This window comes from Gemella sp. 27098_8_92 (assembly GCF_041433685.1).
Lineage (GTDB): Bacteria > Bacillota > Bacilli > Staphylococcales > Gemellaceae > Gemella.
Map to the genome: position 1 here is coordinate 206,714 of NZ_JAPWBZ010000001.1, position 14,673 is coordinate 221,386.

A 14,673-nucleotide genomic window follows, 5' to 3' on the forward strand; every position below is an offset into this window, starting at 1 on the left:
TTAATGTTTCATCATACTTATTTACAGTTTTCAACAATCCTTGAAACAGCCTCTTTCATATTATCTGGACTTGTAGCAAGATTAATTCTAATATAATTGTTATAGCCTTCCCCAAACCAGTGACCAAAATCTATTGCTAATCCACACTCATCTTGTATAAATTGCTTTGTTGTTTTTCCATTTAAAACTTTCTCAATATTAACAAATGCTAAATATGTTCCTTCTAACGGATATACTATAATTTCAGGAATCTTCTTCGCCAATGTATCATGTAATAAATTATAATTGAAAATAACTGTTTCTTTTAATCCATTTAACCAATTTTCTCCGTCTCTATATCCCGCTTCAAGCGCTATTTGACCCAATAAACTCGGCTCCGCTCCTAAGTTTTTTTTACTATATTTATCAAATTGTTCACGAATTTTACTATCTGGGATTAAAAGTGTCGCATGTACTAATGAGGCTAAATTAAAAGTTTTAGAACCAGAATTAGCAACTATTAATCTACTATTATACTTTCCATTTTCCAATGAAAGTGCAGAAATTTGTTTATTTTTATCATAGGTGAAATCTTGGTGAATTTCATCAGATAGCACAAGAACATTATGCTTCTCACAGATTTCAAATACTCGTTTTTGTTCTTCTAGTGTCCAAACCCTCCCTACTGGATTATGCGGTGAGCAATGAATGTATAATTTCACATCGTTATTAGCAATTTCGTTTTCAAATTTTTCAAAATCAATTTCAAAAGTACCATCTTTTTCTACTAACGGCGATTCAACCAATTTTCGTTTACTATTTCGAATAGAATTAGCAAAAGGATAATAAACTGGTGGCATTATTATAATAGCTTCATTTTCTTTAGTATAAGCATGAATCACCCATAATATTGCTTGTACAATACCTGGTGCAAATCTAATCCAATCCTTATTCACTTCATAATCATACCTATCTTTATGCCATTTTTTATAAGCATCATAGTAACTTTCTGGGAGTTTTGTATATCCAAAGACTCCATGTGCAATCCTTTTATTTAAATCTTCTCTAATGCATTCTGGTGTTTTAAATTCCATATCTGCAACCCATAAAGCTAGCAAATTTCCGTCTCCAAACCTCTCTTCTAATGCATCCCATTTTAAACTATTAGTATTTCTTCTTTCTACATAATAGTTTTTTACAAATTCTTCTACTATACTCATTATTCAACTCCCCCTAAACCTCTAAAGCTCTTAAAAAATCCTCTAACAAATCATCAATATCTTCTATCCCTACAGAAACTCTTAACAAGTCTGGTGTTAAACCATATGATAAACGTAACTCTTCTGGTATATCAAAATGAGTTTGTGTTGTTGGATATGTAACAAAAGTTTCAACTCCTCCTAAACTTTCAGCAAATGTTGCTACTTTAAGAGAACGTAAAAACTTATCAATTTTTGTCTCATCATTTAGTCTGAAACTTAGCATAGCTCCTCTCTTAGGATATAATACTTCTTTAACATTTGGATGTTTTTCTAATTCCTCAGCTAATTTAATTGCATTGTTTTCTTGTTTACTAAAGCGTAATGGTAAAGTCTTTAAGCTTCTAATAAACAACCAACTATCAAGCGGAGACAACACCGCACCTGTTGTATTTGAAAGCCATAATAACCTTTCTCCAATTTTTTCGTTATTTGTAATTACAGCTCCAGCTAATATATCATTATGGCCAGTTAAATATTTTGTAGCTGAGTGAATAACAATATCCGCACCCAAAATTAAAGGTTTTTGCCTTAATGATGTTAACAGTGTATTATCAACTATTAACAGTGCTCCTTTCTGCTTTGCGATTTTTGCTACTTGCTCTATATTCACTTCTTGCATTAAAGGATTAGTAGGCGTTTCTACATAAACTGCCTCTGTTTTATCAGTTATTTTATTTTTCAAATCTTCTTCATCAGTGAAATAAATAAATTTTTGAACCCCTTTACGCTCCAGTTCATCAAAATATCTAAAACTACCACCATATAAATCTCGTGATACTAGAAATTCACTATTCAAGTCAAAAAGTTCAAAAACTAATTGAATAGCGCTCATTCCAGAACTTGTCGCAACAGCACAACATCCTTCTTCGAGGTCGCAAAGCCCCTCCTCTAAAATAGTACGAGTAGGATTTTTTGTTCTCGTATAATTATAACCTGTACTTTCCCCTAATCCAGGATGTGAATAAGCTGTAGATAAATAAATTGGACTAACGATTGCTCCCGTTACATTATCTTTTCTATTGCCCAACTGAGCTAATTTAGTTTCTATTTTCTTCATAAATTAAACATTCCTTTTCCTTATAATTTTTCTTAATTATAACATTTTATAAAAATATAATAAATAGATTTTTCAGAATTTTTTGCAATCTTTTTAGAAATTTTTATGAAAAATAGAATTCAGATTTAATTGTAAAATCAAACCTAAATTCTGTTTCTTAAGTCATATTTCTTTATAACTTGAGCTTTTCTATTCCAATTCATCTATTAACTTATTTATAAAAAGATCTAAAATCAAATATTTATCCATGTAAGATGACTTTAGTAACTTATCATAGTCTGCAGCAATAATCATGCTCCTCATAATTTTTTCTAAATCATAATGAGAAACCATTTGTGCCGCTAACTGAACTCTGTATGGATGAATACCCAATTCTTTTGCGATTTCTTTTTGAGAATAATGCTCGTTTAGAAATACTTTTACCTTATAATAGAGTCTAAGTTGCCCGCTAATTAATGAAAGTAGAAATATCGGTTCTTCTCTCTTCAAAACTAGTGAATTATATACTTCACGTAATTTTTTGTAATTTTTCCCAAAAAGTTCATTTGTTAAACTAAAGACATCATAATCTAAACTTCGCGTACATAACAACTCTATATCTTTTTTAGAAATTCGGCCTATTCCCCCGCAATAAAGAACAAGTTTTTCTAATTCTTTTTTTATATTAGCTAAATCCAACTGTGTGTAGTCTACTAAAAATTGAGCATCGGCTTTTGATATTTCTAATCCCAATTCTTCCACTTGTTTTACTATGTAATCAATAAGTTGATGTTCTTTAAAATTAGAAAACTCTTTTACTTCACCAATTTCTTTTAATTGTTTAACTATTTTTTTTCGACTATCAATTTTTTCAGAATTTTTCAAAATTAAAATAACTTCATCATTTATATTCTCTAAATATGTGGTCAAAACGTCTACGTTATGTTCAACTTTAAGTTTTCTCGGTTTTGCCAGTAAGAAATTACAGTTTTCAGCTACTACTACTTTCTCATTACCGAATAAACCACTACTTCTACATTCATAAACTAATGTTTCTAGCGTATGGTCATTCATATTTATTTTTACACGATTAAACTCATCTACTTCTTTTAAATAATTTTTAGTAATTTCTTTTTCATAGTCATTTACCGCTTCAAAATTTTCACCATAAATCACATAAACATTTTTCATCAATCATCTACCTCTATTTTAAATTCTCTATCTTTCCCCTTTACACTAAACTGTCGTTCACTGTAATAAAATTTTATTATCCCTAAATCAAAACCTGTATTTTCTTTTATTTCAATAACCTTTATACCTTTAAATTTTGCAAGTTTGATTATTTCTTTGAGTTTGTGTTTATTTTTATCTAGGACTATTACTTCGTTAACCATATCTTTTCCCACAAGTTCGCTTGCATACCCTACCTTATCTCTTTTAAAACTCGTTAAAACAAGATAATCAATTTTTCTCTTCCCTTCATAATTCAACATTTGATTATATTCGTTTATTATATCATATTCTACGTCTTTTTTTCGAAAATCATTATAAAAATTTTGTATATTATTAGAGGTATTAATCAACAAATTACCTCGTCCCTCTCTAACATAATAAACATCCCCTTTACCAATTTTCACCTCTTCTATTTTATCTTCTCCTATATAGCTAAAACCTAAAAGCGTAAAGAATAGTAATAGTACTCCTAAAGTTGCTAGTAAAAATTTATTTTTATTAAGATAAATTAATATACCCAAGATAAAAATAAAAATTATAACTCCAACATAATTATTATGTCTTCCTATTAGCATTGGTGAGGAATTTAAAAATAAATCCTGAATTTTATCAAAAAAACTAAAGGAAATATTTAAGATTGATTTAAAAATTACATTAAATATTGTTGAACTAAATAAAAATACAACGTAACTTATAAGAACTAACGGAAAAATTACTAGACTAAATATTGGAACTAAGAATATATTACTTATTATAGAAATATAAGAAAAGGTATAAAAATTCATAACTAAAATTGGCAAACTAGCCAAAGATGAAACTAAACTAATCTTAAACCCTGAAGTAAAGATATTTTTTGATCCACTTAAAAAATCATCCGACATAAGCAAACAAAACGTTATTAAAAATGACAACTCAAATCCTATATCAAATATAAATAATGGATTAATAAACAACATTAAGATAAACGTTGTCAGTAATGCCTCCAGTTTTGTCATATCCTTCTTTCGGAAAATAATATAAAGCATAATCATGCCCCCTGCACGCAAAACAGATGGACTAAAACCACTTATTAACATATAAAATGGGATAACTAAAAATACTATTTTCTCTATTATTTCTACACTAAATCGTAACCTTAACAAAATGAAATAAATCAGCGAAATCAATACCCCTAGATGCAAGCCAGAAATTGCTAGTAAATGACTCGTTCCTAAATTTTTATAGTTAATAATCTCATCTTTTTCTAAATATGCTTTATCCCCAAAAATAAGTGCTTCTATATAGCCACTTTTATCAAAACTAATCTCTTTATGAATTTTATTCCCTAGACTAATTCTCCATATTTTTATTTTCGAAATAATTCCTTTATTTTCTTCAAAATTTTTAATATCATTGACTTTTACGTTTTTAAAAATACCCTTATTTTCATTATATTTTTTATAATCAAAGGAATAAAAATTTTTCTTTTCACCAATATCTTCTATATCAGCGTTTACTTTTAGCATTCCACCCTGAAAGTGTTCTTTAAAAAATGTTTTTTCTTTTTCATCTTTAAGAATATAAGTGAATAGAACTTTTTCCTTATTTAATTTCGCAATACCTTTTAAATAATTGCCATTCACTTGAATTCTATCATCTATTGTTAAGATTATATCTATATTTTTTTCATCAGATATATGTGTGGTATTTGTTTTCTGTTCATATGCTCCCCGAATAAAAAATGCCAAGAAAACTATTATACAAATAATAGTTTTCCTAGCATTAAGGTTTTTATTTTTCCAAGTTATTAGTAGAAAAATAATTATACATAGCATAGATATTAAAAAATTATAATTTAATAATACCGCCCCTAATGCTAGTATTGCTAATTGTAAGTAATACATTACTTATTATCCAAAAGCCTTTCTACTACAGAATTGACATCATAGTCTACTTTTCTTACTATAATCCCAGATTTTTCCAATAACTCTCGAGCATATTCATTATTTCTATAATCATTTGCATAGCAAATTTCTTTTATCCCAGCTTGAATTATTGATTTTGTACAGTTCAAACAAGGAAAATGTGTTACATATATTGTAGCACCTTCTGTCCCTACTCCAAATCTTGAACATTGAAGTATCGCATTAATTTCAGCGTGTATTGTTCTCACACAATGTCCCTCAACAACTTTACAACCAACATCGATACAATGCTCATCTCCTTTTATTGATCCATTGTATCCTCCAGATACTATCCTTTTATCTTTAACGATAGTCGCTCCTACCGATAATCTACTACATGTAGATCTTAATGATAATAAGTGGCTTTGTGCCATAAAATATTCATCCCAACTAATTCTTTGCATAATTATACCTCTATTTTATCTTTAATTTTATCAAAAGTAGCTTTCCCTATACCTTTTACTTTTGTTATATCTTCTTTCTTTTTGAATTCCCCATTTTTTTCTCGATAGGCAAGTATAGCCTCAGCTTTAGTTTTTCCTATTCCAGATATTTTCATAAGTTGTTCTTTACTTGCCGTATTTACATTTATAATCGCATCATTTGAGTTACCTACACTAGAAGTTTCCCCAATTTGCTTTGGCTTCTCTCCCTTTTTCAAAATGTAAATGACCATCTGATCTCGCAACTTTTGGCTAAGATTTATATTAGATGTATCAGCATCTTCTAATAATCCTCCAGCCTCTTCAATTATATCCTTGACTCTCTTTTCTTTTGTAGTCTCATAAACACCTGGATTTTTTACAGCACCTTTTACATCAACAAAAATTTTGTTTTCATCCTCTTTTTGCTCCTCATTTTGATTATCTTCTGAGGATTTTTGAACATTAAAGTTTATATTATCATTATTACCCGATGATGAACTACTGAAATAATAAAACCCTGCCGCTACAAATAACACACTACATAAAAATGCAGCTGCTATAATTTTAAAATTTTGTTTTAAAAACAAAATTATTTCTTCTTTATTAAATTTCATATTTTCTCCCCCTAGCACTAATATTATATCACTAAAATTACAATATTAATACTGAAAACCTAAACTTAAAATATTATTCATATTTATTTAAATTTATGATATACTTGAATAAAGATTAATCACCTTATTAGACTTTCATTACGATAAATTTATAAGAATAGGAGACGATACTATGGCAAATGAAATGAATTTATTAAATTGGACATTTTTTAGAGAAGTTGATATCCCGGATGACATCACTACTTTACTAGTAGAAAATGAGAAACCTGTTGCTTCGTTTGCAACAATTAGAGACGTCGCTGTTTTTACAAATAAGCGACTTATAGTCAAGGATGCGCAAGGTATTACTGGTAAAAAAGTAGAAATTTACTCTCTTCCTTACTCATCAATCTTAATGTGGTCAACAGAAAATGCAGGAAAACTATTTGATTTAAATGCTGAGGTTGAACTGTGGACTAAGGTTGGTAAAATAAAAATAAATCTGAAAAAAGATATTGATATTAGAAAGTTTGATACCCTTTTAGCGCAATATATATTATAATTTTAGAGCTATTGGAATGAAATAAAAAAATTATGTTATATTTCTTATTTCTTTAATTAAATTAATAATTTATTAATAGCTAAAAAAGTATTTTGATTTTCAAATAAAAATCCTAAACGTTAGCCTTTCACAACGTTTAGGATTTTTTTATAAATTAAATTTTACTATCTATACTTGCAATTTTTCCCCGTCTTTATAAACTTCATCAATTATGGCTCCGCCTAAACAAACATCTCCGTCATAAAAGACAACGGCTTGTCCTGGGGTTACCGCACGAACTAGGTTTTTATAAACAACTTTTACTTTATCATCCTCTAATATTTCTACATCTACTTCAGTATCCGGTTGACGATATCTGAATTTTGCTGTACAAGTAAATTTATTAGGTTGTGGGTCTTTAGTTGTAAATGAAAGAGAGCTTGCTAAAAGACTATCAGAATATAATTTCTCATTGTGGAATCCTTGACAAACATATAGAATATTTTTTTCTAAATCCTTACCACAAGCAAACCATGCTTCACCATCTGTATCTTTTGTTCCACCAATTCCTAGCCCATGACGTTGTCCTATAGTGTAGTGCATAAGTCCTACATGCTCACCACGAATATTACCATCAAGGTCTACCATTTTTCCACTTTTTGCTGGTAAATATTGAGATAAAAATTCTCTGAAATTTTTCTCACCAATAAAACATATTCCCGTTGAATCTTTTTTCTTCGCAGTCGCAAGACCTGCTTCTTCCGCTATTCTTCTTACATCCTTTTTCTCAAGTTCTCCTACAGGAAATAAAATATTTTTAATTTGATGTTGTTTTAATTGTGATAAAAAGTATGTTTGATCTTTGTTGTTGTCCACACCACGTAATAGTAATCTTTGATTATCTTCATCTTTTACACGAGCATAGTGACCAGTTGCCACATAGTCAGCCCCTAAATCTTCCGCATACTCTAAGAAAACTTTAAACTTAATTTCTTTGTTACACATAATATCTGGGTTTGGCGTACGACCTTTTTTATATTCATCTAAAAAGTATGTGAAGACTTTATTCCAATATTCTTTTTCAAAATTTATTGAATAATATGGAATATCTAGTTGCTCACAAACCTTAATCACATCTTCATAGTCTTTTTCAGCAACACAAACTCCACGATCATCTTTTTCTTCCCAGTTTTTCATAAAAACACCTATAACATCATACCCTTGTTGTTTTAAAAGATATGCTGTTACTGATGAGTCTACTCCTCCGCTCATACCAACTACTACTTTTTTACCATTACTCATTAATTATCCCTTTCTTTCAATCTATTTTCTAATCTTACAATTTTATCAATAACAAAATTTAAATCTTCCTTTGTAATATCAAAGCCAATACTTATTCTAACTGAATGACTAGCTCGCTCTATATTATACATCTCTGTAATAATTCGACTACCTTTTATATTCCCAGAACTACAAGCAGAACCTCCAGATATATAAATATTCAATGAATCTAAATACGTAATAAGTCGTTGTGATTCAATCTTCTTGAAATATATATTCATTATATTAGGAAGTGAATTATCCTTTAATCCATTAATTTCGAACTCTACTTGGTTTTCCTCTAGTTTATCAAGAAAATAATTTTTCAATTCACGAAGTTTTGAGATTGATTTTAATGTTTCATCTACACAATCAGCAAGAACTAATGTTCCAAGTAAATCACTTGTTCCTGAACGAAGTCCATGTTCTTGTCCTCCACCCAAAATAAACGGTTCTACCTCACCATTTCTTGCATATAAAAAACCAAAATTGTTAAGAGCTCCAATTTTATGTGCGGAAACTGATGCAAAATCTAAATTTAAGTCAGAAACATCTATCTCTACCTTTCCAAATGCTTGAACAATATCACTATGTAATAAAATATTCTTACCTTTAATTATTTCTGAAATTTCTTTAAGCGGATTTATCATCCCTGTTTCATTATTAGCAAGCATAATAGAAACCAAAACTGTCTTATCATTTATTTTCTGTCTTAATTCCTCTAAATCAATTATTCCTGTTTTATCTACACTTAATTCATGAACAATAAATCCATATTTTTCTAAATGTTTAGCACTTGATCTAACTGATGGATGTTCTATAGACGAAATAATAATTTCTCCACCAGCAAAACGATTTAGTACATGGTTGAAAACTGTATTATTACTTTCTGTTCCACCAGAAGTAAATATAATTTCTTCAGGTTTTGCACAGATTGATTTGGCAATTTTTTCACGTGCTTCTCTAAAAAGCTTTTCATTCTTTTTTCCTAAAGTATGACCACTGCTTGGATTAGCATAAATCTCTTTCAATATATCCAAATTTTTCTCAATAATATCAAAATGTTTTCTTGATGTTGCCGCATAATCTAAATATATATTCGCCATAACATCGCCTCCTAATATTAATCATATTATATTTTAACATAAATAATAGCCGAATAAAATCAATATCGCTTTATATCTACTAAAGATGTTTTTATTACTATGCAATTAAAAATATTAATCCCTTTCTTATTATTATCGAAAGGGATTTTTCTGTATCTATTTAGTTTTTATTCTGGTCTTAGTCATTAATATTATTAATCCTGCTAAAACTCCTGCAGCATACAATAATTCATTAAACAATCCTACTATATTATAATTATCAAAAATTAATCTAAGATATGTCAAATAGAAAAATGTCATTGGGTAAAACAGTAGTCTCACAATTCTATCAACAAGAGACTTTTTCATTACACTAAGACAAACCCCGATTATAATCGTTACTATGATAAACAAAACAGAAATATATATTTCTCCTACAAAATACATTGTAATAATATATATCAAACTTAGAAAACTTATTAATTTAAATATTACAAAATATGACTTATAAATAAACTCTATGGAATTTTTCAATTTAAACAAAGTGTTAATTATAATTAAAATTACAATATAAATCCCAATAGTAAGTTTAAATTGATTTTCAATACTATAGTCAAATCCTTGTGTATACAATAACGTAATATTCATGTACAAATATAAAACTATTATCGGTATATACATCCACATATATGCTAGAAATTTACCATTTTCAAAATAAGGTATTTTCCACTCAAAAAGATACTGCCTATCTGATATTTCAGCTACAAGAGCACTTATAAAACATCCTGCAATCAAATTAAAAAGTACTTCTCGATAATTTAATGGAGCAAAAAATAATAAAATGAAATTAACTATAGCAAAAAATCCCACCCCCAAAAATCCACCAAAATAAATTATTAAGGTTGCTGGAGTATTCCTTCTTATTCTTTGCTCATAGTTATCAAAATATATCTTATTTTCTAAAACTATGTAATCATATATTCTTGAAATATTTGAAACATCTCTTTTATTTTTTAATATCCCAGCTAATAATGATCTTATCGGAAAAAATTGGATTTTTGTAAAATCAAGTTCACATAATTCCGCCCAAAAATCATCATTCATGTCAGAATCTTTAGTAACTATTTTAGAAAGTTCTTTCCATTTTTTTAAATCATTTACATTACTGTTTAATTCTTTTACTAATAACAGTGCTTCCTTGTGATTTTCTTTTGCTACAGCTGTTTTATCATTAATACTATAATTCACTTACTACCTCTCTATATCCTTAATTATTCAATATCTATAAATAATTTCTTATCAACTAATATATTTAAACTTATGTTTAAACTTACAATCTACATCACACAGAAAATAAACTATTTATTAATTTCTTCCAAGTCTAATGTTGACTTCGCATTTAACGTTAATGGATTTGCAAAAATATTATTTTTATAGTAATAATATCCTACCGCTCCCATCATCGCCGCATTATCACTGCAATAACTCATTTTTGGAATTAACACTTCTATTTCTAATTCTTGTTCAAGTTCTAGTACTTGCTTACGAAGCTCACTATTACCTGCCACACCTCCAGCTAGTATCAATTGCTTAACTCCTAAATTAATTATGGCCTTTTTAGTTTTTGTAATTAAAACTTCCACTACCGCCGTTTGGAAACTACATGCCAAATCTTCTGGTACTATTTCTTCACCTCGTTGATTAGCATTGTGTACAAAGTTGATAACCGCAGACTTCATTCCTGAAAAACTAAAATTATAATCATTACTATCAATCATAGCACGTGGAAATTTGTATTTATCCTCGCCTAGTTTTGCAAGTTTGTCAACTTTAGGTCCACCAGGATATTCTAGATTTAATTGCCTTGCCACCTTATCATATGCTTCACCTACCGCATCATCATGAGTAGAACCAATAATTTCGAAATTAAGTTCATCTTTTAAATAAACAAGTTCAGTATGCCCACCACTGACTACTAGAGCCAACGATGGATAAACTATATCATTATCTATATTACTAGCATAAATATGCCCTGCAATATGATGTGCTGCAATTAATGGTTTATCAAGAGCATAACTTAATGCCTTAGCAACATTTACACCTACTAACAACGACCCTATTAACCCCGGACCTTGCGTTACGCACAATGCATCTATTTCAGAAAGTGAAGTCTTAGCTTCTTCAAGTGCTTCTTCAACAATTTGAATTACTACTTCTATATGCTGACGGCTAGCAATTTCGGGGACAACTCCACCAAATTGTTTATGAGTTTCAATTTGGCTACTTACAATATTCGATAATACTTCTTTACCATTTTTAACAACAGCAACCGACGTTTCATCACAGCTCGTTTCTATCGCCAATATATTTATCTTTTCTTTAAAATCGTTCATTACTAAAATCCCTTACCATTACATAGGCATTTTCACCATTATTTTTGTAATAATTTTTTCTAATATCAATTGTAGCAAATCCTGATTTTTCATAAACAGTTATTGCCGGCATATTACTCACACGCACTTCTACTAAGGCTTTTTTCACACCTTTTAATTTTAGCACCTGCATTATATAAGTGAAAAATATCTGACCAAGTTTTTTATTTTGATGAGGTTTGTCAATGACAATTTTATTAATTTGATATTCATCCGACACTAACCATCCACCACAAAAACCTATCATTTCTTCATCATTAAATAACCCATAATATTCTGCGTTTGGATGTTCTAATTCACTTTTAAACATTTCCTTTGTCCATGCATCTTCGAAATTATCAATATCAATTTTTGAAAGTACTTCCAAATCATTAACATCTACTTTATTTATTTTTATCATTTTCTAGTTCCCTCTCTGCTTCTGTTTTCCTTAAATATTGTGGTTTCATATTATAACTATCAACAATTTCTAAACTATCATAAATTTTGACAACATTTGCTGCACTTACTTCATTCTTGTTATTTTCTGCCAACAATAGTTTTTCTTTTAGTTTTTTTATATCACGTCCCACATAAACAAATTGTTCATCCTTGTTTTTTAAAAAGTTATTTAATTCTTCTAAAGAATAATAATCTTCTTGCAAAACTTCTATTAATTTTTTATTTTCAACTTTATATACTGCTGCAAAAACATTATTACGACGCGCATCAATAAGTGGTACGATTAATTTATTACTTTCAAACTCCAAAAGTGCTTGAAGTTTTAAACTTGAAACAACTTTTAGTGGCAATTTTAAAGTATAAGCTAATGTCTTACATATAGCTGCAACAACACGAATGGCAGTATATGAGCCTGGACCATTACTTGCAATTATTTCTGTTAAATCTTTTTTACTTTTTCCTGCATCATTTAAACAATTATTAATTTCTTGTAAAATTATCGCTGATAAATTGTTGCTGCATTCCATATTTCGTTGTGACAATACCTTATTATTCTCTAGACATGCAATCGAACAAAAACCATTTGATGCTTCTACTATTATACTTACCAATTTTCACCAATCCTTTCCTCTATTTTTCTATATTTCTCAGTTGCGATTATCTCTACATTACGTTCTTCACCATTAAGTCGAATATTGAAAACTAATTTTTCTAGTGGTAGAAATTCTTCAATAAATTCTCCCCATTCTATTACACATACATTGTCTTCATAAAAAATGTCGTCAAAACCTAAATCTTCATCACTGTCTTCTAAACGATATGCATCAATATGATACAAGCGACCAGCCGGAAACTTATATTCTTTCATAATGTTAAATGTCGGAGAATTTACAACAGCTTTTACTCCTAAATATTCAGCCAAATATTTTGTAAAAGTCGTTTTCCCTGCCGCTAAATCACCATTTAACATTAAAAGCAACTTATTATTTTCAATCGAATCAGCAACTAATTTTGCTAATCTTTTAGTGTCTTCTAAATTTTTAATTACTATATTTAACATGGGATTTAAAATTTTAGACCTTTCAAAAATTTATTTATTAATAACATCTATTATAATAACACATTTAAAGACTTATTCCAATATACTAAGCATAAAACCACTATCTAAAATATTTATTTAAGTAACATAAAGAAACTTCCCAAAGTAGTATTTTGACTTTAAGGGAAGTTATATTTTATATTATTTTACTACTCTTACACGAGCTTTTCTTTCTATAGGTGCTGCTGCGCCAACTATTTCGCCAAATGGCATTTGTGCTCGTAAAACTAAGTTAGAAGGAATATTCCATTCATTTGCTACTTTTTCGTCAATTAGTGGATTGTAGTGCTGTATATTTGCTCCTACTCCAGCTTCTGCTAACGCATTCCATACTGCAAATGATGCAATACCTGTTGATTGCTCAGACCATAATGGGAAGTTATCCGCATATGATGGAAATTGTTCTTGTAGTCCTTTTACAACATTATGGTCTTCAAAGAATAAAATTGTTCCATATGCTGCCGCAAAATTATCAATTTTCCCTTTCGTTGTAGCTTTAGCTTCATCAGTTGGTAACAGCTTTGCTAATTCAGCATAAGTAATATTCCAAAGTTTTTGATGATTATCACCTAATAAAACTACTGCGTGAGCAGTGTTTGAATTGAATGCACTTGGTGAATATTTCACTGCGTTATCAATTATTTCTATTACCTCTTGTTCAGAAATCGGTAAATTTTTTCCTAATGCATATACACTACGTCTGTTCTGATATAAATTTTTCGCCTCTGTCATTTTTTATTCCTCCATTTTATTTAGTCTCTTGCTAAATATTTCTTTTTGTTTTATAATTTATATATCTAATTATAATAATGTATATTATAATAAACAAGTACAATTTTTTACAATAGTTAGTATCTTTTTTGATAGTAATGTATTGTATCAACTATAAATTAATATAAAAATTTTAGGAGTTCGAAAATGAAAGATAAAGAATTATTTGGAGCATGTCCTTTTTTTACGACACAAAAGCTATTAACAGGAAAATGGACAATTTTAATACTACACATTTTGGATAATGGCGAAAAAAGATTTAATGAACTTCAACGTGAATTAGGAAATATTACACAAGCTACTCTAACAAAACAGTTAAAGCAACTAGAACAAGATGGACTTATAAATAGAAAAGTTTATGCCCAAATTCCACCAAAGGTCGAATATAGCCTTACAGATATCGGAAAAAAATTCAAAGGTGTTCTTAATGAACTTGAAAACTGGGGTGCAGATTACATCAATTATTTAAAAGAAAATGAAAAACATCCTGTTCACAATATCATGTAGGTGTGT

The 14,673-nt window shown here is 28.9% G+C and carries 16 protein-coding genes; 2 read left to right on the plus strand and 14 right to left on the minus strand.

Translation table 11 applies throughout. The features are described 5' to 3' along the window. Nucleotides 1–17: 17 nt before the first annotated feature. The 6 genes from O3802_RS01090 to O3802_RS01115 all read right to left on the minus strand — a co-directional run bounded on the left by O3802_RS01090 (nucleotide 18) and on the right by O3802_RS01115 (nucleotide 6,492). A complete protein-coding gene (locus O3802_RS01090; RefSeq protein ID WP_371457916.1) occupies nucleotides 18–1,199 on the minus strand; it encodes a MalY/PatB family protein in 1,182 nt (393 codons plus the stop codon). 13 nt (nucleotides 1,200–1,212) lie between these two features. Continuing rightward, complete coding sequence (locus O3802_RS01095; protein ID WP_371457917.1) at nucleotides 1,213–2,298, minus strand: aminotransferase class I/II-fold pyridoxal phosphate-dependent enzyme; 1,086 nt, start codon at nucleotides 2,296–2,298, stop codon at nucleotides 1,213–1,215. Between the two features lie 189 nt (nucleotides 2,299–2,487). After that, nucleotides 2,488–3,468, minus strand: coding sequence for a DNA polymerase III subunit delta (gene holA, locus O3802_RS01100; RefSeq protein ID WP_371457918.1), 981 nt, complete (start codon nucleotides 3,466–3,468; stop codon nucleotides 2,488–2,490). Beyond that, nucleotides 3,468–5,393, minus strand: a complete 1,926-nt coding sequence (locus tag O3802_RS01105) for a ComEC/Rec2 family competence protein (RefSeq protein WP_371457919.1) — start codon at nucleotides 5,391–5,393, stop codon at nucleotides 3,468–3,470. The genes holA and O3802_RS01105 overlap by 1 nt, the downstream gene beginning before the upstream one ends. After that, complete coding sequence (locus O3802_RS01110; protein ID WP_004631695.1) at nucleotides 5,393–5,857, minus strand: ComE operon protein 2; 465 nt, start codon at nucleotides 5,855–5,857, stop codon at nucleotides 5,393–5,395. The genes O3802_RS01105 and O3802_RS01110 overlap by 1 nt, the downstream gene beginning before the upstream one ends. 2 nt (nucleotides 5,858–5,859) lie before the next feature. Beyond that, nucleotides 5,860–6,492: a helix-hairpin-helix domain-containing protein gene (locus O3802_RS01115; protein ID WP_371457920.1), complete on the minus strand. Its 633-nt coding sequence runs from the start codon at nucleotides 6,490–6,492 to the stop codon at nucleotides 5,860–5,862. A gap of 172 nt (nucleotides 6,493–6,664) precedes the next feature. Here O3802_RS01115 and O3802_RS01120 point away from each other — a divergent pair, with 172 nt between their 5' ends. Then, nucleotides 6,665–7,033: a PH domain-containing protein gene (locus O3802_RS01120; protein ID WP_276685985.1), complete on the plus strand. Its 369-nt coding sequence runs from the start codon at nucleotides 6,665–6,667 to the stop codon at nucleotides 7,031–7,033. Between the two features lie 168 nt (nucleotides 7,034–7,201). On the opposite strand, the gene mnmA is transcribed toward O3802_RS01120, so the two are convergent. The 8 genes from mnmA to O3802_RS01160 form a co-directional block, all read right to left on the minus strand. Beyond that, nucleotides 7,202–8,314: a tRNA 2-thiouridine(34) synthase MnmA gene (gene mnmA, locus O3802_RS01125; protein ID WP_371457921.1), complete on the minus strand. Its 1,113-nt coding sequence runs from the start codon at nucleotides 8,312–8,314 to the stop codon at nucleotides 7,202–7,204. Next, nucleotides 8,314–9,438 (minus strand): cysteine desulfurase family protein, encoded by a 1,125-nt coding sequence (locus O3802_RS01130; protein WP_371457922.1) that lies wholly within the window; start codon nucleotides 9,436–9,438, stop codon nucleotides 8,314–8,316. Before O3802_RS01130 ends, mnmA begins: the two co-directional genes overlap by 1 nt. A gap of 156 nt (nucleotides 9,439–9,594) precedes the next feature. Next, entirely contained in the window at nucleotides 9,595–10,665 is a 1,071-nt protein-coding gene (locus tag O3802_RS01135; RefSeq protein ID WP_371457923.1) for a hypothetical protein, read from the minus strand. A 110-nt stretch (nucleotides 10,666–10,775) separates the two neighbouring features. After that, nucleotides 10,776–11,810: a tRNA (adenosine(37)-N6)-threonylcarbamoyltransferase complex transferase subunit TsaD gene (tsaD, locus tag O3802_RS01140; protein WP_371457924.1), complete on the minus strand. Its 1,035-nt coding sequence runs from the start codon at nucleotides 11,808–11,810 to the stop codon at nucleotides 10,776–10,778. Continuing rightward, nucleotides 11,797–12,249: a ribosomal protein S18-alanine N-acetyltransferase gene (rimI, locus tag O3802_RS01145; protein WP_276747896.1), complete on the minus strand. Its 453-nt coding sequence runs from the start codon at nucleotides 12,247–12,249 to the stop codon at nucleotides 11,797–11,799. Before rimI ends, tsaD begins: the two co-directional genes overlap by 14 nt. Continuing rightward, on the minus strand, nucleotides 12,233–12,901 hold the full coding sequence (tsaB, locus tag O3802_RS01150) for a tRNA (adenosine(37)-N6)-threonylcarbamoyltransferase complex dimerization subunit type 1 TsaB (RefSeq protein ID WP_371457925.1): 669 nt from the start codon (nucleotides 12,899–12,901) through the stop codon (nucleotides 12,233–12,235). The genes rimI and tsaB overlap by 17 nt, the downstream gene beginning before the upstream one ends. Next, entirely contained in the window at nucleotides 12,895–13,350 is a 456-nt protein-coding gene (gene tsaE / locus O3802_RS01155) for a tRNA (adenosine(37)-N6)-threonylcarbamoyltransferase complex ATPase subunit type 1 TsaE (RefSeq protein WP_371457926.1), read from the minus strand. Before tsaE ends, tsaB begins: the two co-directional genes overlap by 7 nt. 180 nt (nucleotides 13,351–13,530) lie before the next feature. Further along, complete coding sequence (locus tag O3802_RS01160) at nucleotides 13,531–14,121, minus strand: nitroreductase family protein (RefSeq protein ID WP_371457927.1); 591 nt, start codon at nucleotides 14,119–14,121, stop codon at nucleotides 13,531–13,533. A 186-nt stretch (nucleotides 14,122–14,307) separates the two neighbouring features. Between O3802_RS01160 and O3802_RS01165 the strand changes: the two genes are divergently transcribed. Next, nucleotides 14,308–14,667, plus strand: a complete 360-nt coding sequence (locus O3802_RS01165; protein ID WP_371457928.1) for a winged helix-turn-helix transcriptional regulator — start codon at nucleotides 14,308–14,310, stop codon at nucleotides 14,665–14,667. Nucleotides 14,668–14,673 lie beyond the last annotated feature (6 nt).